This is a genomic window from Synechococcus sp. JA-2-3B'a(2-13) (genome assembly GCF_000013225.1).
GTDB lineage: Bacteria > Cyanobacteriota > Cyanobacteriia > Thermostichales > Thermostichaceae > Thermostichus.
Map to the genome: position 1 here is coordinate 2,527,174 of NC_007776.1, position 20,995 is coordinate 2,548,168.

Here is a 20,995-nt window from a genome sequence, read left to right on the forward strand (position 1 = left end):
CTTTTTCCTTAGCTTCTGACAAGTTTGCAAAGGAAACTAGAGCAGCAATCTTTGTATTCGGTCTTGTCTTCCGGTTCCCGAAGCCAGATTGCCCCCTTCCAAAGCCATAACCCTCAGCCGCTGTTGCTCCTTTACACTGCCACCTCCACAGATTGACATGAGCAAGCAAAAAATCTCTCTATCAACTGATTCTGACTCTCATTAGCACAGAACCTTGCTTAGCCTTGGAGAGGAGAAAAAGGGATCCCTGCTGACGCAGATGGCCAGCTCTGCCAGCACAGGATCCCTGCCACATCCAAGACAAGAGAGGAAGACTGATGGATATGACTCCACCACTCAACTGAGTAACAGCATAGCTTTATTGAGATTGAATTGCAATACCTAGCCAACGTAAGAGGAAATGTTCTTGACAAAACTGCTTCAAGTAGTCTTTTCAAGTTAGGGTGAGACGCTTGGGCTACTGAGGAGAGCCTTCTGATTCCCTGTATTCAAGGCTTTAGGTATGGGTGCAGTGTCCCAGTTTGAATCGAAATGGCCACAAGCAGAGTACCTGGGCTAAAGGGTAATTGGCCAAGATTCGCAGTTTCAGCCCTCTCGAGAGGATAGGTCGCGGAGTTGTGGGCACAGCACAGGTTCAAGGGGGGGTGAGGGGCTGATAGCAGTCGTGGTTCTTATTCAACTGCTCGCGTAGCGGGCCGGAGGCCTTAGCAGGAAGCAACCGGTCGTTTGTTTCACCTTGACGGTGAGATAAATGACTACGCGTTGCGGAACAGTAGGTAACCTCACTGCCATTCAAATGCCGTGGCGGGCGAAAAATCAAACCTTGGCCCAATGGATCCCTAGCGACGATAGCTGAGTCGCCTGGCAGGAGATCGAGCCTGACGGCGTTTGCGCCAGCGTTTCCAGCGGGAGATCGTCCAGTCGCTCAGGCTGTGGTTCACCGATCCCAGTTCCAACCCCATCCCAATCCAAAAGAGCATCTCGGCGTGAACTTGCAGCAATTGCCAGAGATCGCTGCCCCACACCCAGGGTTGCCACATCCACCAGCCCAACTGGGATCCCAGCCAAGCCCCCAGCAGGCCAACTCCTCCTGCCCATAGGCTCAAGTACAGCACCCGCACGGCAGTGCCCACGATGGGCCCATGAGACCAAAAGGAGCGATGCCGCATCCACTTGCGGTAGGGCAGCCAAATCCAGCACAAGAACAGCCAGCGTTGATACTGTCGGGAACAGGTGTCCAGATCTCCAGAAAACATCAGGCCGCTGAATAGATAGGCCGATCCCACGGCCAGAGCAACCGTGGTGCTGTTCCCCAGCAAACCGGCGGCTAAGGTGATGCCGGGGGCTGTCCAGAGGGTGATGCGATCGTGGGTGGATCCCAGGGGCATAAAGCCGGAGCAACGGTACAGGACTGCGGCTCAGTTTACCCACAAGCCAAGAAGAAAGCCTGGTCCAGCCCTGGGATCGCTCCGCCGGATCTTGAAAAACCTAAGCCTGCTGCTCCCCAGGGATCCCTCGATTCAGGCGATCCAACACCTGCAACTGCCGATAGAGCATTTCAACCCGTGGTAGATGGATCCCAGCTTGTCGAGCGTACTGCAGTGGGTTGCCGAAGATCACCTGCAGTTCCAGAGGACGTTTGCGCTCATAGTCGATTTTCATGCTGGTGCGGTAGGGGGCCATTTTCTCGGTATTGATGAGCATTTCTTGGATCAGGGAGTCGGGAAGCAGGCGATCACAAGCTGCAGCTCCCTGTATCACCTCCTGCATCAGCGTTTCCGCCAAAGCACGGGCCTCAGGGTCTCGAATCATTTGCTGAGTATCGGCATTGAACACCACCGAGAGGCCGTTGAAGGGAATATTCCAGACCAGTTTCTGCCAGCGGGCCAACATCAAATCTGGTGAGAGCGAAGTCGGGATCCCTGCCCGTTGAAAATCGGCTTGAACTTGTTGAAGGCGGGGCGTGATCCCTTGGGGGGCATAGCCAGGGCCGTACTCTGCCAGCAGCACCGAACCGTAATCCAGATGGTGAATGTGGCCGGGGCCAACCTTATTGGAGCTGATGAAGCAGAGGCCCCCCATGACCCGCTCTGGGCCAACGCAATCGGCAATCTCGGGTTCCACCCCCAGCCCGTTTTGCAACAAGATCACCACGCCATTCTCGGCCAACACAGGCGGGATCAAGTGCGGCAGAAGCGCATTTTGGGTGGCTTTCAAAGCCACGATCACCCCTTCGCAAGCGGGCATGTCCTCCACGGCTGCGTAGGCATTCACCTGGGGCAAATGAAAATCCCCCCAGCAGGACTGCACCCAGAGGCCGCTTTGGCGAACATGGTCATAGTCGCTGTGCAGCAGAAAATGCACCGAAAAGCCCGCCTGTTGCAATTTCGCCCCATAAAATCCTCCCAAAGCGCCCGTGCCCAAAACAGCGTAGCGGCGGGTTTCCGGCAACCGAGGCATGGCGGCAAGTTTTAGCAGGTCATCCCCAAAATACCGCACCCCAGCGCCGGCTCAGGACTTGATCTTTGCCGTTTTGTCTATCAACAGCACCCGCTCTTCTGCATCGGTTTCCCGCAGATGGACTCTCACCGTTTGCTCCGGTTCTGTGGAAAGCTGACAACCGCAGTAATCGGGCTGGATGGGGAACTGCCGGTGACCCCGGTCGATCAACACCGCCAATCGCACCCGTTCCGGTCGCCCAAAGTGGTTTAGAGCCTCCAAAGCTGCTCGCACGGTGCGACCGCGAAAGATCACATCATCTACCAGCACCACTTCTTGGCCGGTCAGGTCACGCGGCATTTCGCTGCGATCGGGGGTGCGCAACCCGCCGGCGCTCAAATCGTCGCGGAAAAAAGTGATGTCCAGCTCCCCCACTTGGGGCGGGATCCCCAGCAGAGTGGCAATCCGATCCCGCAGGCGGTAGGCCAGGGGAACTCCCCGGGTGCGAATGCCGATCAACGTCAACTTTTGGAGGTGGGGATGATCCCTGCCGATCGCCTCTGCCAGACCCTCGATCAGCCCGGCCAACTGCTCCGCATCGAAGACCTCGATCTCGGACATGGATCCCTGTCGCCCCCTCGCCAATCGCGGATCTGGTCTGTAGAAGACTTTAGTAGAAGACTTTAAGATAGCCCAACCTGCCGGCGGGATCCCTATCCGGTAAGATAAAACCAGAAGCAATTCCCAAGCCATGGAGGTTTCCTTGAGGGAGGGATCCACGATGTCTGTTGCTTGGCTGGCTTCGGTTCTGGCGAGGCGGTCTTGGCTGAGCCGTTTCCTGCGGGGGATGGTGCTTTGCGGGCTGATACTCTGCCTGGGGGTTACTCCGCTGGGATCCCCGGCCCACGCCGAAGACTACACCAAACGAGATCTACAGGGGGTGAGCTTTGCAGGGCAAGACCTGAGCGGCTGGAAGTTTCTCAAGGCCAACCTGCGCCAAAGCGATCTCAGCCATGTGAAGGCGGCAGGGGCGAACCTGTTCGGGGCCAATCTCAGCAAAGCCAACTTGCGCGGAGCCGACTTGCGCGGGGCCACTTTGGACATGGCCAACCTACAGGGTGCGGATCTGCGAGAAGCGCAACTGCAGGACAGCATGATGTGGCTGGCCCGAGTCGAAGGGATCCAAATTGATGGGGCGGATTTCACCAATGCGTTGATACGGCAAGACGCCCTCTCCATCCTTTGCGAACGGGCCACCGGCGTTAACCCTGTAACCGGTCGGGCCACCCGCGACACTCTTGAATGTGACTGATCCTCACCCCCGGCTCTTCTCCCAGAGGGAGAGGGGAGATAGGCAGCAGAACCCATCGCCTCACTGCCCTCTGGAATCCGGATTTTAGGAGCTGGGAGCGGCTGCCTCAGAACGGGTGGGCTTGCGTTGAAACTGGCTGAGCAGCGAATTCCAGGCCAAGCGGGCCATCGACAACAGCCAATTCCCCTCCAACTCCCTAAACAAGTCCATGTTCAGCTTGAAGGCATAATTGGCCTCTGCCACAATGCGGTCGATGGTGGCTTGATCCAGCCCCAATGCATCCATCTGGGCACGGTAGCGCTGCTTGAACTTGCCCTCGTGGGGGATCTGCTCGAAATCGTAAAAAGCTGTTCCTTCCCCTGGCGGCAAGCCCATGGCCCGGCGGGCGATGTTTTTGAGGATTTGGCCACCCGACAAGTCACCGATGTAGCGGGTGTAGGCGTGAGCGATCAGCAGAAGCGGATCTTTTTCCACCACTTCCCGAATGCGGTTGACATAGACCTGGCAGGCAGGGGAGGGCTTGACCAAAGAGCGCCAGTTGGGGCCAACAAAATAATTTAAATCCTTCTCCAGGCTGGCCTTGCGCCACAGCTCTGGGTAGTAGAGCCGGCCCACCAGGGGGTGCTCTCGCAGTTGGGCAAAGCCCTCTTCCAGAGCACTGTAGACAAAGTAGAAATTGCCCAGGTAGCGGCTGTAGGCCCGTTTATCCACCACTCCCTTCAGGAAACACTTGATAAAGGCCATGTTCTCGGCCATGGTGTGGGACTGCTTGGTGCTCTCTCGCAACTGGGCCGACAAGCTGTGGTCCCGGTTATACAGATCACTTTTTTTATTCTGATTGTTCTGACTTTGACTCACAAAACCCTCCTCGCCAACAAACTGTGCTTCATTAGATCACCCGCAGATCACCCGCAAGCCATCCCGAGGTTCCCCCAGCCTGAGAAGCTTTGTAAACCCATTCCCGATCCTTTCTCATGATTGATGGCTCCGCGTCTTGCCCCCTAGCCTGCATCAACAGCGTGCATCTCAAAAGCGACAAAGACCGGCGCCGCGTCCACCCTGGCGACCGGCTGAGCCTGTCAGAGCCACCCCTCCGATCCCCACGGTCGACCGGAAATCCGAGCTGGAGCAGCGGATGATCCGTAAAAACGGTCAAAGATTAGAATAATCTGCCTGAGTGTGAATGGATGTGAACAATCCTTAAGGCACGGTGGGAATCGTCCCTGCTCCGGCAGCCAAAAGGGGATCCCCAGCGGTTTTGCCGAGATTTTCCAAGTGAGCCCTCAAGGGATCCGGACAGCCCCTCGACCTTTGTAACGTTCGTTGACGATCGTTGGCGGGGTTTCTATAATGGAAGGCCTGACTGCAGCGCGACCCCTCCCGAGCAACGCATGACACAATTAGCAGTGCCATCCCCTGTCGCTCCTACCTTTCCTGACCTGGTGGAGATTCAGCGGGAGAGTTTCTTGTGGTTTTTGCGAGAAGGGTTTGAAGAGGAGCTTCTCAGCTTTTCCCCCATCATCGATTACACTGGTAAGCTAGAGCTGCACTTCCTGCCTGAATATCGCCCTGGGGATCCCTCCAAAGGGTACAAGATCAACCGCCCCCGCTACGACCCTGAGGAGGCCAAGCGGCGGGATGCCACCTATCAAGCGCAGATCCGGGTGCCCACTCGCCTGATCAACAAAGAGACCGGCGAGATTAAAGACATGGACGTCTTCATCGGCGAACTACCCTTGATGACGGATCGGGGCACCTTCATCATCAACGGCGCCGAGCGGGTGATCGTCAACCAAATTGTGCGCAGCCCCGGCGTCTATTACAAATCGGAGCTGGACAAAAACGGGCGTCGCACCTACAGCGCCAGCCTCATCCCCAACCGCGGCGCCTGGCTGAAGTTCGAGACCGACAAAAACGGCCTGGTGTGGGTGCGCATCGACAAAACCCGCAAGCTCTCGGCGGCAGTTCTGCTGAAAGCCTTGGGCCTGAGCGACTCCGAGATTTACGACAACCTGCGCCACCCCGAATTCTTCCAGAAAACCATGGAGAAAGAGGGGCCCTACACCGAAGAAGAAGCCCTAATGGAGCTGTACCGCAAGTTGCGGCCCGGGGAACCCCCCACTGTATCGGGTGGCCAGCAGTTGCTGGAATCCCGCTTCTTCGACCCCAAACGCTACGATTTGGGCCGGGTAGGGCGCTACAAGCTGAACAAAAAGTTAAATTTGAACGTAGCCGAAAGTGTGCGGGTGCTTACCGTCACCGACATTTTGGCCGTCATCGACTACCTGATCAATTTGGAGTACGACATCGGCCATGTGGACGACATCGACCACCTGGGCAACCGCCGCGTGCGCTCCGTGGGCGAGCTGCTGCAAAACCAGGTGCGGGTGGGCCTGAATCGCCTGGAGCGGATCATCCGAGAACGGATGACAGTCTCCGAGTCGGAAAACCTCACCCCGGCCTCTTTGGTCAACCCCAAACCCTTGGTGGCGGCCATTAAGGAGTTCTTCGGCTCCAGCCAGCTCTCCCAGTTCATGGATCAGACCAATCCCCTGGCGGAGCTGACCCACAAGCGCCGGTTATCTGCCCTGGGCCCCGGCGGCCTAAGTCGGGAACGGGCCGGCTTTGCGGTGCGGGATATCCACCCCAGCCACTACGGCCGCATCTGCCCCATCGAAACTCCAGAAGGCCCCAACGCCGGGTTGATTGGATCCCTGGCCACCCACGCCCGCGTCAACCAGTACGGCTTTATCGAAAGCCCCTATTACCGGGTCGAGAACGGCGTGGTGCGCAAAGATCTGGGCATGGTCTACCTCACCGCTGACGAAGAGGACGAGTACCGCGTGGCCCCGGGGGATGTGCCGGTGGATGCCGAGGGCCGCATCACTGCCGACTTGGTGCCGGTGCGCTACCGCCAAGAGTTCACCACCGCCCACCCCACAGAAGTGCACTACGTCCAAGTGGCGCCGGTGCAGGTCATCTCGGTGGCCACCTCCTTGATCCCCTTCCTGGAGCACGATGACGCCAACCGTGCCTTGATGGGAGCAAACATGCAGCGGCAGGCGGTACCCCTGCTTAAGCCGGATCGGCCCTATGTGGGCACTGGCCTGGAAGCCCAGGCGGCACGCGACTCCGGCATGGTGGTGGTGTCGCGCACCAATGGCGTGGTGACCTATGTCTCTGCCGACGAAATCGTGGTGCGGCCAGACGACGGCGGGGATCCAATTGTCTATCGCCTGCAGAAATACCAGCGCTCCAACCAAGACACCTGCCTCAACCAGCGTCCCCTTGTCTATACGGGGGATCGGGTGGTGGCTGGCCAGGTGCTGGCGGATGGCCCGGCGACCGAAGGGGGCGAGTTGGCTTTGGGCCAAAACGTGTTGGTGGCCTACATGCCCTGGGAGGGCTACAACTACGAAGATGCCATCTTGATCAGCGAGCGGCTGGTCTACGACGATGTCTTTACCTCGGTACACATCGAGAAGCACGAGATCGAGGCCCGGCAAACCAAGCTAGGCCCGGAAGAGATCACCCGCGAGATCCCCAACGTGGGGGAAGATGCCCTGCGGGACCTGGATGAGAACGGCATTGTGCGCATTGGGGCTTGGGTGGAGGCCGGCGACATTTTGGTGGGCAAAGTCACCCCCAAAGGGGAGTCGGATCAGCCCCCAGAAGAGCGGCTATTGCGGGCCATTTTCGGGGAAAAGGCTCGGGATGTGCGGGACAACTCGCTGCGGGTGCCCAACGGCGAGCGCGGTCGGGTGGTGGATGTACGCATCTTTACCCGCGAACAGGGGGATGAGCTGCCTCCCGGCGCCAACATGGTGGTGCGGGTCTACATTGCCCTCAAGCGCAAAATCCAGGTGGGGGACAAGATCGCGGGCCGTCACGGCAACAAGGGTATCATCTCCCGCATCTTGCCGATTGAGGACATGCCCTACCTGGCGGACGGCACACCGGTGGATGTGGTGCTCAACCCCTTGGGGGTGCCCTCTCGCATGAACGTGGGCCAAGTGTACGAGTGCCTGCTGGGCTGGGCAGCAGAACATCTGGGGGTGCGCTTCAAGCTGATGCCCTTCGACGAGATGCACGGTTTGGAAGCCTCCCGTCTGACGGTGGAGGCCAAGCTGAGGGAAGCCCGAGAGAAGACCGGCAAGGACTGGATTTTTAACCCGGAAGGCAAGTACTGCGGCAAAATCCAGGTGTTTGACGGTCGCACCGGAGAACCCTTTGACCAGCCTGTTACGGTGGGCCGCGCCTACATGTTGAAGCTGGTGCACTTGGTGGATGACAAGATCCATGCCCGCTCCACCGGCCCCTATTCTTTGGTGACCCAGCAACCGCTGGGGGGCAAGGCGCAGCAGGGCGGCCAGCGCTTTGGGGAGATGGAGGTGTGGGCTTTGGAGGCGTTTGGGGCAGCCTACATCCTGCAGGAGTTGCTCACCGTCAAGTCCGACGACATGGTGGGGCGCAACGAGGCTCTCAACGCCATCGTCAAGGGCAAGCCCATCCCTCGACCCGGCACGCCGGAGTCCTTCAAGGTGCTGGTGCGGGAGCTGCAGTCCCTCTGCCTGGATGTGTCGGTACACAAGGTGGAGGTGGACAGCGAAGGGCAAACCCACGATGTGGAAGTGGATCTGATGGCCGATACCTCCAACCGTCATACTCCCTCTCGACCCACTTATGAATCGGTTACGTCTGAGGATCTCTCGCCATCACCAGCCTTTACCAGAGTGCTCCGCACCGCTGACGCGAATGCCAGCCGCAGCCTTGAGGAAGATGAGGACGAGGAGGAGGAAGAGGACTTTTGAGGGTTGAGAGCGCTCCCCACCCCTGACGCGAACGTGACGGGGATCCCATTCAACCCACGAAGGAGGGTGGGGCTTCCCTCTCCTTTGGGTTCAGCAAGCCAGGAGGAAAACGGCGATGGCCAAAACAGAGCAACGCTTTGACTATGTCAAAATCGGCTTGGCTTCTCCAGAACGGATCATGGAGTGGGGCCAGCGCACCCTGCCGAATGGTCAAGTGGTGGGGGAAGTCACCAAGCCCGAGACCATCAATTACCGCACCCTCAAGCCGGAGATGGATGGTCTTTTCTGTGAGCGCATCTTTGGGCCGGCCAAAGACTGGGAATGCCACTGCGGTAAGTACAAGCGAGTACGGCATCGGGGGATCGTCTGCGAGCGCTGTGGGGTGGAGGTGACCGAGTCGCGGGTGCGCCGCCACCGCATGGGCTACATCAAGTTGGCCGCTCCGGTCACCCACGTTTGGTATTTGAAAGGGATCCCCAGCCACATCGCCACCCTGTTGGACATGCCGCTGCGGGATGTGGAGCAAGTGGTGTACTTCAACGCCTACGTAGTGGTGGATCCGGGCAATGCCCAGAATCTCTCCTACAAACAACTGTTGACGGAGGATCAATTCCTCGAGATCGAAGATCAGATGTACGAGGAGGGATCCGAACTGCAACTGCCGGAGAACTGGGCGATGATCGGGGCGGAGGCCATCGAGCGCCTGCTCAAGGATATCGACCTGGAAAAAGAGGCGGAGCAACTGCGGGAGGAGATCACCAGTGCTCGCGGCCAAAAGCGGGCGCGCCTGATCAAGCGGCTGCGGGTAATCGACAACTTCATCGCCACCGGATCCCGTCCGGAGTGGATGGTGTTGCGGGTGCTGCCGGTGATCCCGCCGGATCTGCGCCCCATGGTGCAGTTGGATGGGGGCCGCTTTGCCACCAGCGACCTCAACGATCTCTACCGTCGTGTGATCAACCGCAACAACCGCCTGGCCCGGCTGCAGGAGATCATGGCGCCGGAGATCATTGTGCGCAACGAAAAGCGCATGCTCCAGGAGGCGGTGGACGCGCTGATCGACAACGGTCGGCGGGGGCGCGTGGTGGCGGGGGCCAACAACCGTCCCCTCAAGTCCCTCTCCGACATCATCGAAGGCAAACAGGGGCGCTTCCGGCAAAACCTGTTGGGCAAACGGGTGGACTACTCCGGACGTTCGGTGATCGTGGTGGGGCCCAACCTGCGCATGCACCAGTGTGGCCTGCCCAAAGAGATGGCCATCGAGCTGTTCCAGCCCTTTGTCATCCACAAATTGATCAAGCGGGGCATTGTCAACAACATCAAGGCTGCCAAAAAGATGATCCAGAGCAATGACCCACAGATTTGGGATGTGCTGGAAGAGGTGATCGACGGCCACCCCGTCTTGCTCAACCGTGCCCCCACCCTGCACCGCCTGGGGATCCAAGCTTTTGAGCCAATCCTGGTGGAGGGAAGGGCGATTCAACTTCACCCTCTGGTTTGCCCCGCCTTCAATGCTGACTTCGACGGCGACCAGATGGCGGTGCATGTGCCCCTTTCTCTGGAAGCTCAGGCGGAAGCTCGCCTGCTGATGCTGGCCACCAACAACATCCTCTCCCCTGCCACTGGCGCCCCTATCATCACCCCCAGCCAAGATATGGTGTTGGGGTGCTACTACCTGACGGCGGACAACCCCCACGCGCCAGATATTGGCGATCGCTTCTTCGCCAGCTTGGAAGATGCTCTCATCGCCTACGACCGCGGCGCCATCGGCCTGCACAGCAAGGTCTGGGTGCGCTACCACGGCCCGATGGAGTTGGGCAAGGGCGAAAAAGAGTCCGAGCCGCAAATTATCGAAGAAGCGGGCGGCATCCGCCTCAAGATCACCAACTACCGCCGTATCCGCGAAGATCAAAACGGCAACGTGATCAGCCAGTACATTCGCACCACGCCGGGCCGGATCATTTTTAACAAGACCGTGCAGGATATTTTGTCTGCGTAGTTACCCTCTGCCGTAGGACGGCTCTTCTCTCCCCTTCTCTCTAGCGAGGCATCATGAGCGAAAAAGGACGATTTTCCGCTGGCCTGTCGCGGCAGGCTGCCGACGGCAACAAAGCCGACGCCCCTTTGCCCCCTGTGCCCTTTCGCAACTATCAAATTGGCAAAAAAGAGCTGCGCAACCTAATTGCTTGGTCTTTTGCCCGCTACGGCACAGCCCGCACCGCTCAGATGGCGGATGCTCTGAAGACCCTGGGCTTCAAATACGCCACCCAGGCAGCCGTCTCCATCAGCGTCGAAGATCTGCGCGTTCCCCCCAGCAAGCGGCAGTTGTTGGCACAAGCGGAAGCCGAGATCGAGGCGGCCACCGAGCGCTATACCCGTGGAGAAATCACAGAGGTGGAGCGCTACCAAAAGGTGATCGACACCTGGAACCAGATCAACGACCAGATCAAAGAGGAGATGCTCAACAACTTCCGGCAGAACGATCCCCTCAACTCCGTTTACATGATGGCCAACTCGGGGGCAAGGGGGAACGTCTCCCAGGTGCGCCAGTTGGTGGGCATGCGCGGCCTGATGGCCAACCCCCAGGGGAGGATCATCGATTTGCCCATCAAAACCAATTTCCGCGAGGGCCTGACCGTTACCGAATACATCATCTCTTCCTATGGGGCCCGCAAGGGTTTAGTGGATACGGCCCTGCGCACCGCCGACTCCGGCTACCTCACCCGCCGCTTGGTGGACGTGTCTCAGGATGTGATCGTGCGGGAATCCGACTGCGGCACTGAGCAGGGCATCCTTCTGGAATACCTGATGGACGGGGACAAGGTGGTGGTGTCTCTGGAGGAGCGCTTGGTGGGCCGAGTGTTGGCGCGCGACGTGGTGCATCCACAAACCCAGGAGATCCTCGCCCGCCGCAACCAAGAAGTGGATCACGACTTGGCTAGAACCATTGCAGAGGCTGGCATCCGCCAGGTGATGGTGCGTTCTCCCCTCACCTGTGAAGCCAACCGCTCCGTGTGCCGGATGTGCTACGGCTGGAGCTTGGCCCATTCCCGCTTGGTGGATCTGGGGGAAGCGGTCGGGATCATCGCCGCCCAATCGATTGGGGAGCCGGGCACCCAGTTGACGATGCGCACCTTCCACACGGGAGGCGTGTTTACAGGGGAGGTGGCCCGCCAAATTCGCGCCCCCTTTGCGGGTGTGGTGCGGTTCCCGAAAAATCTGCGCACCCGCCCCTTCCGTACCCGCCACGGCGACGATGCTCTACAAGTGGAGGTAAACAACCAAATCATCTTGGAAGGCCCAGACGGTCAACGGGAGTCCTTCGACATGACTCAGGGATCCACCCTGCTGGTGCGGGACGGAGCCCAGGTGCAGCGGGATCAGTTGATTGCAGAGGTGTCCCTGGCCAAGGCCAGCCGTAAGAGCACCGAGAAAGCCCAGAAAGAGGTGGTGGCCGACCTGGCTGGAGAAATTCGCTTTGCCGATCTGCCCATCGAGGAGAAGACTGACCGCCAGGGTAACACCACCTACACTGCCCAGCGGCAGGGATTGATCTGGGTGATGTCTGGACAGGTGTACAACCTGCCTCCGGGGGCCGAGCCGGTGGTGAAAAACGGGGATCGGGTGCAGGCGGGGGATGTGATCGCCGAAACCTCGCTGGTGACGGAGCATGGCGGCATTGTGCGGCTACCGGAGCGCAGCGACACCAGAAGTGGGCGCGAGGTGGAGATCATCAACGCTTCGGTGGTGTTGCGGGAAGCACGGGTACGGGTGGAATCCCACCAGGGGCGGGAGCAGTTTTTGCTGGACACTTCTAGTGGGCAGACCTTCGTCCTCAAGGCCACTCCGGGCACCAAAGTAGGCAACGACGAGGTGGTGGCGGAGCTGATCGACAACCACTTCCGCAGTCAGACGGGAGGCTTGGTGAAGTTCGCCGGCATTGAGGTGGCACGGCGCGGCAAGGCCAAGCAAGGTTACGAAGTCATCCAGGGCGGCACCCTGCTGTGGATCCCAGAAGAGACCCACGAGGTGAACAAGGACATCTCCCTGCTGAACGTGGACGATGGCCAGTATGTGGAAGCAGGCACTGAGGTGGTGAAAGACATCTTTTGCCAGAATGCCGGTGTTGTCGAAGTCATCCAGAAGAACGACATTCTGCGGGAGATTGTCATCAAGCCGGGATCCCTGCATCTGGTGGACAACCCCGCCGACTTGGAAGTGAAAAGTGGCACCCTAATCCAGCCAGGGCAACCGGTGCTCAGCAGCATCGTTCCCGACCGACTGGTCTACCTGGAACACGTGGAAACTCCCGAAGGCCCAGGCTTGCTGCTGCGTCCGGTGCAGGAGTACGAGATCCCCGACCGGCCCTTGGTGCCCACTCAAGAGTCCACCAGCGAGTCCGGTCGCTCCATTCGTCTGCGGGCGGTGCAGCGGGTTCCCTTCAAAGATGGGGAGCGGGTGAAGTCGGTAGGCCCTGTAGAGCTCCTGCGCACCCAACTGGTGCTGGAAATCGATACCGACGCCCCACAACTGAAGGCCGATATCGAGCTGATCCAAGATGAGAAGGATCCAGATATTCGCCGCCTGCAACTGGTGATTCTGGAAACCCTGTTGCTGCGCCGCGACGTGGAAGCGGATCTGACGCAGGGGAGTACCCACACGCGGCTGTTGGTGAAGGAAGGAGACTCCATCGCCAGCGGAGATGTTATCGCCCGCACCGAAATCCAAGCCAAAAAGGCCGGGATCGTCCAAGGGATCCGCGAGGGAGCGGAGGTGGTACGGCGGGTGCTGGTGATTACCGACGACGATCTGGTGCAGGTGCCCCTGACGGGCCCAGCCAATGTGGAAGTGGGGGCGCTGGTGCGGGTTGGGGACGAGCTTGCTCCCGGGATCCCTTCTCCACAGTCAGGACAGGTGATGCAGATAACGGACGGCCAAGTCCTGTTGCGGATGGCGCGGCCCTACTTGGTTTCTGCGGGTGCCATCCTGCAGGTACGGAATGGCGATCTGGTGCAGCGGGGGGATTCTCTGGCCCTCCTGGTGTTCGAGCGGGCCAAGACAGGGGACATCATCCAGGGTCTGCCGCGGATTGAGGAGCTGCTGGAGGCCCGCAAGCCCAAGGAAATGTGTGTTCTGGCCAAGCGGCCCGGCACCGTTCAACTGAGCTGGCGGGGAGAAGAGCCAGATCTCAAGGTCATCGAAGCCGATGGCACGGTTAGAGACTATTCTGTGCTGCCGGGGCAGAGCTTGATCGTGGTAGATGGACAGCCGGTGGGGGTGGGGGATCCCCTAACCGATGGCCCTGCCAACCCCCACGACCTCTTGGAGATCTACTACGAGTACCATCGCCAAACCTTGGGAGATGACCAAGCCGCACGGTTGGCTCTGCGGGAGGTGCAGCGCTTCTTTGTCAACGAAGTGCAGAACGTCTACCGCTCCCAGGGGGTGGAGATCTCCGACAAACACATCGAGATCGTGGTGCGCCAGATGACCTCCAAGGTGCGGGTGGATGATGGCGGCGACACCATCCTGCTGCCGGGCGAGCTGGTGGAGTTGCGGGAAATCCAGCAGATCAATGCCACCATGGCCATTACTGGAGGAGCGCCGGCCAAATACACGCCCGTCCTGCTGGGGATCACCAAGGCCAGCTTGAATACCGACAGCTTCATCTCAGCGGCCAGCTTCCAGGAAACCACCCGCGTGCTTACAGAGGCGGCCATCGAGGGCAAATCCGACTGGCTGCGCGGCTTGAAGGAAAACGTAATCATCGGGCGCTTGATCCCGGCAGGCACGGGCTTCACCACCTACGAGGAGATTGCCGCCGAGCCGGAGCCTGACGAAGAGGAGGAAGAGCCTGCGGTGTTGCCGGAGCTGCCGCCTCGTTTGATCTTGGAAGATGATCAATTGATCGACGATTCCACCCCTGCCTTCGACGAGCTAGAGGAGGATGACGACGAGGAGGAGTGAGGCGCTGGGTCTCCAGGATTGGGCCACTTTGCAAACTGAAATCGTCAGTTGCTGCCGCTGCCCCCGCTTGGTGGCCTGGCGAGAGTCAGTCGCCCTTCAGAAGGTGGCCCGTTTTCGCGACCAGCTCTACTGGGGCCGACCGGTGCCAGGGTTCGGGGATCCGCAGGCGCGGCTGTGGGTGATCGGGTTGGCGCCGGCAGCCCATGGGGGCAACCGCACCGGGCGCGTGTTTACCGGGGATCCCAGCGGGGACTGGCTGTTTCGCGCCCTGTACCGAGCCGGGTTTGCCAATCAGCCCACCTCTACCCACCGAGAGGATGGCCTGCAATTGCAGGATTGCTACATCTCGGCAGTGGTGCGCTGTGTGCCCCCGGAGAACCGCCCCACCGCCATAGAAGCCAAGACCTGCCTGGGCTACCTGAAGCAAGAGCTGGAGCTGCTAACCCAGGTGCGAGTGATCCTGACGTTGGGGCATTTTGCCTTCCAACACGCTCTGACGCTCTTGCCACCTCTCAGGCCCCGTCCCCGCTTTGGCCACAATTGCGTTATTCCTTTGGCAGAGGGTCGCTATTTGCTGGCGTCTTACCATCCCAGCCGGCGCAACACCGCCACACGGCTGCTGACGGAGCCGATGTTGGATGCCGTTTTCGCGCAAGCCCAGCAGTTGCTGTCTGGTAAGCCAGCCCGACCGGGTGAGCATTAGGCGGGTTGCCAAGATTCGAGGCGATAGGCACTGTCCCAAAACAGCCATTCCAACCGGGAGGCAGTGACAAAAGCTGCCCTCATCTTTTCCCGCAGCGGCTCTGTAGCCTGCTGAGCGACGGAGTCGGTGATGTCCAAAGCCTGCTGCACCACTTGGGCAAATTCTTCCCCGGCGTAGGTGTCGATCCACTGTTGGTAGGGATTGTCGGGCTGTGCGGTGCGATAGATGGCGGATCCCACCTCTCGGTAGATCCAAAAGCAGGGCAGCACAGCGGCAATGGCCACCTCATAGGGATCCACAGCCGCCGCAGCCAACAAAAAACGGGTATAGGCGAAGCAGGCAGGGGCATAGGCTGTTTCGGGTTGAATGTCGTAGAGGCGAAAATAGCTTTCGTGCAGGCTGCGTTCGGCCACAATGGCTCCCAGGGCAAAGTTCAAGAAACTCACCACCTGCTCAGCCCCTTCGGAACGAGCTCCAATCAAGGCCAGGGCGCGGGCAAAATCCGTGAGATAAAGAGCATCTTGCTGCAAATAAAACTGGAACCGCTGCCGCGATAGGCTGCCCGCTGCCAACTCTCGGTTGAAGGGGTGATCGAGGATTTGCTTGTAGATGGGCTGAATGGCTTGCCAAAGGTGGGCAGTAAAGGACTGGGGCATGGCGACCGTCTCTCGGCGTTTGGTCTTCAGCTAGAAATTGCAGGAGCCCCGCACTGTACCTATAAAGTCAGTGTTGGGAGGAATGCTATAATAATACTGCGGGCACCAGAAACGGTCTTTTTAAGGCACTGGTAACGGTCGATTGGGGGTGCAGTAAACCACCCCAGAGGCTCGTGGTTGGCTTGCTAACTGCAGGGCTACTAAAAGCCCGCTCCGTACCGCCTAGCGGTTGGTGTCGGGTAGTTTACTCGATTGGTGATTGGCCTGACCAGGGCCAGCACCTCTGCTGGGGCTGAGGCTTTCTTCATTTTGAATCTCAATTAGGCTTCGGGCATGAGGGGGCGAAACCCATGCTTGCGGGAAAGCTGCCCGATCAGATCCAATTTCTCAAGGGTGATCAAATTACGGCCCCAACTGAAATTGGTGTACAGCCCCTCAAACTCCAGCAGCATGGATTCAGCAAAGCAGGCAAAAAGCTGACGGGCCGGGTTGGCCACATTCAAAAACTGCATGATGTTCCATTCAATATCCAAAGAGTGCTCCACCATCCCCCCGTCAATGACGTAGAGTCCCTTTCGCTGCAAGCTGGAGGCGATGTTCTTTGGGTAGCCACCGTCGATGATGACACAGGGATCCGGCAAAACTTGGGGATCGAGGGCCATGCCCTGGCTCATGCTGGCCACCCAAACGATAAAGTCAGCGCGGGGCAGGGCCTCTTCCAGCGAAGAGATCTCCCCCTGCTTGAGCTTGGCCTGCAATTCCTCCAGACGCCGTCGCTCTCGGGCGATGAGCAACAATTTGCCCAAGTGAGTGTGGGCCACCAACCATTGACAAATGGCGCTGCCGATATCTCCGGTCGCCCCCACCACCGCAACCGTAGCGGCTGCCAAGTCCATGGCGTAGCGCTGGGCCGCCAACTGCAGTTGCTGACAGATGATGTAGGCCGTGTGGGTATTGCCGGTGGTAAAGCGTTGGATCTCCAAGTCGATGTTGCGGACTCGCCGGAGACTGTCGAGGCGAAAAGTCTCAAAAATGATGCTGCTAAATCCCCCCAAAGCCGTAATGTTCAAGCCGCGCCGCTGGGCTAGGGCCATGGCATTCAACACTTTCCGACAAGCTGCCTTCACCCGTCCCCCCGCCAACATCTCCGGCAAGAAACAGGATTCGACGTACTGCCCATAAATCTTTTGGCCGGTGATGCTGGTTACCGTGATCTCGTCCACCACCTGAGGGGGAGCCATGCACCAGAACTCCAGGTCGCTCTCCGCATATTCGGAATAACCCAGCTTGTCTGCCACCCGCTTCGCATGGGCCAGGCTGGTCAAGTGCCCAATCAGGCCGAACATAAAGGTTTACCCGCTTGGATAACTGATGGATCCCATCAAAACATGTCCATACCCGCCTGTAGCCAGCCTAGAACTGCAGTCCGCCGGCAGAGGATGAATGCTGAGGTGGGTCATGCTGCCCGCAAACCCTGGGCTGAGAGGCGCATCACCTCGCGGGTGCTGAAGCCGATGTTGGCCAGCGCCTCTCCATAGGCAATCATAAAATCCTCGACGATGGCCTCGCGATCCATATAGATGGCTTCTACATCCTGGTCCACCTGCTGCAGCATCTGCCAGACCAAGGGCAGGTTCTGGGCGTTGGCCGCTTCGATCTGCCCTTTGACCTCGCCAAAATGCTCCCCTAGCCAGCGCTCTCCAAAATTGAGGTGCAGATATTCATCCTTGACCACCCCCTCGGTGATCTTGCGGGCAAACTCATCGGCGACGGGGATGTAGATGTTGTAGGCGGCAATGGCAAAGCATTCGATGATCAGCGACTGAATGACCAAGCAGGTAACTAGGTCTCCGGCTGCTGCCGCTTTTTGGAAATTGTTGCGCAAAGGGGCGAAGAAAGTGCGGGCAAACTCCCTATCCGGCTCTACCTGCAGGTTTTTGCCGCAGGATTGAAAGCCTTTCATGTGCCGCAATTCCATCTTGGCCAGCTTGTGCAGCTCCTCTGCCCCTTCCGGCAACATCTCGGCCAGCTTGAGGTAGTTGTCGTGGGCTTCTTGTTCCCCTTCGATCACAATGCCGTTGATGCGAGAGTAGGCCTGCCGGTAAACCGCGCTGCCATAGTCCAAGGTGGTGCCACCCTCATCGGCTAAAGGCTGGGGGGTATTGGGCAGGACGTTCACTGGGGCCATACTCATGCATCTCCTCTCGGTGTTGTTTGGGTGTTGTTGATTGTCTATGCTGACTCGACAATCGCCTCGATTGCAGTTGAATCGCTCTCTTAATCAGAATAGCTGTAGCTGCCGCAGAATTGGCGGGATTCCTTTTGCGGAATGATAGGGGTCTGCTAGGGTGAGGGTTCGAGTGCCGTTGTGGAGCCTGCTGTATGTCTGCTCTTGGGGATGGCCTGAACCAACTGCGCCAGTTGCTGGTGGAGCTGGAGGAACGATCCCTCGATCAGCCGGTTGGCAGTGCCGAAGAGGTGCTACAGGCGATCGAGCTAGCCACGGCTTTTGAGCTGTTTGAGGCGGAGAGCAGCGGTTTGCTGCTGCAGATTGTGGCCAATCTCTGGGATCGGGTACGGCAGCAGGATTTGTCTCCAGGGGAGATTCAGACGGTATCGGAGAAGTTGCGGGCGGTGGGCTATACCGATGCCGAAATTCAGGAGATCCTGGACTTGGAGCCGGAGGACTAGCCCCATTTCCCCCTCTAGGCTTGAACCATGCCCAGCTCCACCGGTGTAACACCCGCTTCCATCTGAGTGGTGGCGTCGTAGCAAGCCCCTCGCAGGTTGGCCAGCTTGAGTTTGCACTGGGCAAGAAGGGCTCCTCTCAAGTTGGCCCCGGTGAGATTGGCCCCTGCCAGGTCCGCTTGGCTGAGATCGGCTTCGCTCAAGTCCGCTTCGGCCAGGTTGGCCCCACGCAAGTTGGCTCCTTGCAATCGGGATCCCTGCAGTTTAGCTTTTTCTAGGTTGGCCAGCCGCAGGTTGGATCCCTGCAGATCCGCTTGGCTGAGGTCGGCGCCGCTCAGGTAGGCCCGCTCCAGGTTGGCAGAGGCCAGCTTTGCCTGGCGGAGAATGGATCCCCCCAAGTCGATCCCGGCCAAGTCGGCCCCGGCCAGATCAGCTCCGGCCAGTTGGCTGTTGCTGAAGTCCCGCTCACCGCTGCCGTAGCGTTGCAATAGGTCTGCTCCAGTTTCCACCATCGCTGTTTTCCACACCGGACGAATGGATCCTACCTAGGAATAGAAGGGCCGCCAAGAGCACGCTAGGATAGGCGCAAGCCGTTTTCCGGGATCCCCCCTTATGAGCTTGCCCCGTGTGCCCCGAACTCGACCTCGCCCCAAGCTGCGCTCGATCCCTCGCCGCCAAACCGAATCCGCCCTCTATGCCGAAATGCAGCAGCTCACTGTCGAAAAGCAGCGGCTCAACCAAGAGCTAGAGTTTATTCGAGAGCGGCAAGGGCAAATCCACGCGCGACTCCAGGAAATCGAGCAGGCCATGCAGCACCTTCAGCAGGAGGCAAAAGCCTTCCGGGATCCCGCTCCTGCCTCTGAACCCGCCCAGCTCAGATCCCGCCCTTCCCGCTTCCCGCCCATGACCTTCGAGTATTGAGGGATCCTATAAATCTCAAAGAAGACCCAAGATTCAAAGCAGACCTAAGCAACAAGTCAGGGGATTCTGTAGCCAACTTAACTATTTGCTGCTTACCTCAACCCGACTCCAGAATCTGGGCCAGCGAACAGCTGTTCTCAAGCTGGCTGCACAGTTACCTGAACTTCAGGGCTTATGACTTCTTCTCCCCAGATATCGTCAGATATCGTCGGTCTAGAGCGTTTTGCTAAGGCCCTGCCCAGGCAACTTTCGGGCGGTATGCAGCAGCGGGTGGCCATTGCCCGAGCTCTGGCGGCCCAGCCGAAGATTTTGCTCATGGATGAGCCTTTTGGCGCTTTGGACGTGCAAACCAAGGAGACGATGCAGGAGTTTTTGCTGGATCTCTGGCAGCGCACGCGCACCTCAATTTTGATGATTACCCACGATGTGGAAGAGGCCGTCTTTCTGGCCCAGCGCATCTATGTACTCACGTCCCATCCTGGGCGGGTGAAACGGGAGCTCCGGGTTGATTTCCCCAGTCGGCGCGACTACAGTCTCAAGCGCACTTCTTCCTTCCAAGAGGTGAAGGACGAGATCTTGGCTCTCCTGCGAGAACAGAAAGGGATCCCGTTGAGCGACGCTGCGCCCGCGGGCTGATCAGGCAAACACCACTGTTTTGTTGTGGTACACCAGCACCCGATTCTCCAGGTGATACCGCACTGCCCGTGCCAGGACTAGGCGTTCCATGTCGCGGCCTTTGCGGACGATGTCGGCAACGGTATCGCGGTGACTGACCCGCACCACGTCTTGCTCGATGATCGGCCCTTCGTCCAGATCTTCGGTGGCATAGTGGGCAGTCGCGCCGATGATCTTCACCCCCCGTTGATGGGCGCGGTGGTAGGGGTTGGCTCCGGCAAAGGCGGGCAGGGTGGAATGGTGAATGTTGATGACCGGCGGGGCTTGGCGGAGCAGCGACCCACTCAAGACCTGCATGTACTTGGCCAACACCACCAGGTCAATTCGATATTCCTGCAGGAGAGCGAGCTGACGGGCTTCGGCTGCGGCTTTGCCCTCTGGAGAAACGGGGATGTGGTAGTAATCGATACCGAAGGAGCGGGCCACCGATTCCAGGTCGGGGTGATTGCTGATGATCAAGGGGATCTCGGCGGGCAGTTCTCCCGCCCTTTGCCGCCAGATCAGATCCAAAAGGCAGTGGCTTTGCTTGCTGGCCCACAACGCAATGCGACGGCGAGTGTCGGAGAAATGCAGTTCCCAGTTGGCTTGGATCCCACGGGCAATACCCGAAAAGGCGGGGACAATTTCCCCTCGCTCCAGTTGGAAGCCCTCCAAGTCCCACTCGATGCGGCTCAAGAACAGTCCTGCCTCGGGATCCGTATGGTGATCGGCGTGAATGATGTTGCCGCCGTAGCTGTAGATGAAGCTGGAGAGCTTGGCTACCAGCCCTTTTTGATCGGGGCAAGATACCAACAGGGTGGCACTGGGCATAGGTGGACAAAAA

The 20,995-nt window shown here is 59.0% G+C and carries 16 protein-coding genes and 1 pseudogene; 8 read left to right on the forward strand and 9 right to left on the reverse strand.

Going from position 1 to position 20,995, the window contains the following annotated elements:
- Nucleotides 1–839: 839 nt before the first annotated feature.
- The 3 genes from CYB_RS11550 to pyrR all read right to left on the reverse strand — a co-directional run bounded on the left by CYB_RS11550 (nt 840) and on the right by pyrR (nt 3,060).
- Nucleotides 840–1,388 (reverse strand): metal-binding protein, encoded by a 549-nt coding sequence (locus CYB_RS11550; protein ID WP_011433994.1) that lies wholly within the window; start codon nt 1,386–1,388, stop codon nt 840–842.
- Between the two features lie 100 nt (nt 1,389–1,488).
- Entirely contained in the window at nt 1,489–2,499 is a 1,011-nt protein-coding gene (locus CYB_RS11555) for a putative 2-dehydropantoate 2-reductase (protein ID WP_238376785.1), read from the reverse strand.
- A gap of 12 nt (nt 2,500–2,511) precedes the next feature.
- The gene (pyrR, locus tag CYB_RS11560; RefSeq protein WP_011433996.1) at nt 2,512–3,060 is read right to left on the reverse strand and encodes a bifunctional pyr operon transcriptional regulator/uracil phosphoribosyltransferase PyrR; all 549 of its coding nucleotides are present in this window, start codon (nt 3,058–3,060) and stop codon (nt 2,512–2,514) included.
- A 160-nt stretch (nt 3,061–3,220) separates the two neighbouring features.
- On the opposite strand from pyrR, the gene CYB_RS11565 reads away from it, so the two are divergent.
- The gene (locus tag CYB_RS11565) at nt 3,221–3,751 is read left to right on the forward strand and encodes a pentapeptide repeat-containing protein (protein ID WP_011433997.1); all 531 of its coding nucleotides are present in this window, start codon (nt 3,221–3,223) and stop codon (nt 3,749–3,751) included.
- Between the two features lie 84 nt (nt 3,752–3,835).
- On the opposite strand, the gene CYB_RS11570 is transcribed toward CYB_RS11565, so the two are convergent.
- On the reverse strand, nt 3,836–4,549 hold the full coding sequence (locus CYB_RS11570; RefSeq protein WP_011433998.1) for a heme oxygenase (biliverdin-producing): 714 nt from the start codon (nt 4,547–4,549) through the stop codon (nt 3,836–3,838).
- A 593-nt stretch (nt 4,550–5,142) separates the two neighbouring features.
- Here CYB_RS11570 and rpoB point away from each other — a divergent pair.
- From rpoB to CYB_RS11590, 4 genes are all read left to right on the forward strand, one after another.
- Entirely contained in the window at nt 5,143–8,562 is a 3,420-nt protein-coding gene (gene rpoB, locus CYB_RS11575) for a DNA-directed RNA polymerase subunit beta (protein ID WP_011433999.1), read from the forward strand.
- Nucleotides 8,563–8,677: 115 nt separating this feature from the next.
- Nucleotides 8,678–10,561 carry a DNA-directed RNA polymerase subunit gamma gene (locus CYB_RS11580; protein WP_011434000.1) on the forward strand — a complete coding sequence of 628 codons (1,884 nt, stop codon included), beginning with the start codon at nt 8,678–8,680 and terminating at the stop codon, nt 10,559–10,561.
- A 134-nt stretch (nt 10,562–10,695) separates the two neighbouring features.
- A complete protein-coding gene (locus tag CYB_RS11585) occupies nt 10,696–14,529 on the forward strand; it encodes a DNA-directed RNA polymerase subunit beta' (RefSeq protein ID WP_238376985.1) in 3,834 nt (1,277 codons plus the stop codon).
- A complete protein-coding gene (locus CYB_RS11590) occupies nt 14,510–15,232 on the forward strand; it encodes a uracil-DNA glycosylase (protein ID WP_011434002.1) in 723 nt (240 codons plus the stop codon). The genes CYB_RS11585 and CYB_RS11590 overlap by 20 nt, the downstream gene beginning before the upstream one ends.
- On the opposite strand, the gene tenA is transcribed toward CYB_RS11590, so the two are convergent.
- From tenA to CYB_RS11605, 3 genes are all read right to left on the reverse strand, one after another.
- A complete protein-coding gene (gene tenA, locus CYB_RS11595; protein WP_011434003.1) occupies nt 15,229–15,888 on the reverse strand; it encodes a thiaminase II in 660 nt (219 codons plus the stop codon). The two genes, CYB_RS11590 and tenA, sit on opposite strands and share 4 nt — an antisense overlap.
- Before the next feature lie 320 nt (nt 15,889–16,208).
- Complete coding sequence (locus CYB_RS11600) at nt 16,209–17,234, reverse strand: long-chain acyl-[acyl-carrier-protein] reductase (protein WP_011434004.1); 1,026 nt, start codon at nt 17,232–17,234, stop codon at nt 16,209–16,211.
- Nucleotides 17,235–17,344: 110 nt separating this feature from the next.
- Nucleotides 17,345–18,076 (reverse strand): aldehyde oxygenase (deformylating), encoded by a 732-nt coding sequence (locus tag CYB_RS11605; RefSeq protein WP_041436745.1) that lies wholly within the window; start codon nt 18,074–18,076, stop codon nt 17,345–17,347.
- 194 nt (nt 18,077–18,270) lie between these two features.
- Between CYB_RS11605 and CYB_RS11610 the strand changes: the two genes are divergently transcribed.
- Entirely contained in the window at nt 18,271–18,579 is a 309-nt protein-coding gene (locus CYB_RS11610; RefSeq protein WP_011434006.1) for a hypothetical protein, read from the forward strand.
- Between the two features lie 14 nt (nt 18,580–18,593).
- On the opposite strand, the gene CYB_RS11615 is transcribed toward CYB_RS11610, so the two are convergent.
- Nucleotides 18,594–19,088 (reverse strand): pentapeptide repeat-containing protein, encoded by a 495-nt coding sequence (locus CYB_RS11615; protein WP_041436747.1) that lies wholly within the window; start codon nt 19,086–19,088, stop codon nt 18,594–18,596.
- A 100-nt stretch (nt 19,089–19,188) separates the two neighbouring features.
- Here CYB_RS11615 and CYB_RS11620 point away from each other — a divergent pair, with 100 nt between their 5' ends.
- Nucleotides 19,189–19,497, forward strand: a complete 309-nt coding sequence (locus CYB_RS11620) for a gas vesicle protein GvpV (protein WP_238376787.1) — start codon at nt 19,189–19,191, stop codon at nt 19,495–19,497.
- 201 nt (nt 19,498–19,698) lie between these two features.
- Nucleotides 19,699–20,133, forward strand: a pseudogene (locus tag CYB_RS11625) (ABC transporter ATP-binding protein); the annotation flags it as partial.
- Here the strand turns inward: CYB_RS11625 and purU are convergent.
- Nucleotides 20,134–20,982: a formyltetrahydrofolate deformylase gene (purU, locus tag CYB_RS11630; RefSeq protein ID WP_011434010.1), complete on the reverse strand. Its 849-nt coding sequence runs from the start codon at nt 20,980–20,982 to the stop codon at nt 20,134–20,136.
- Between the last annotated feature and the right edge of the window lie 13 nt (nt 20,983–20,995).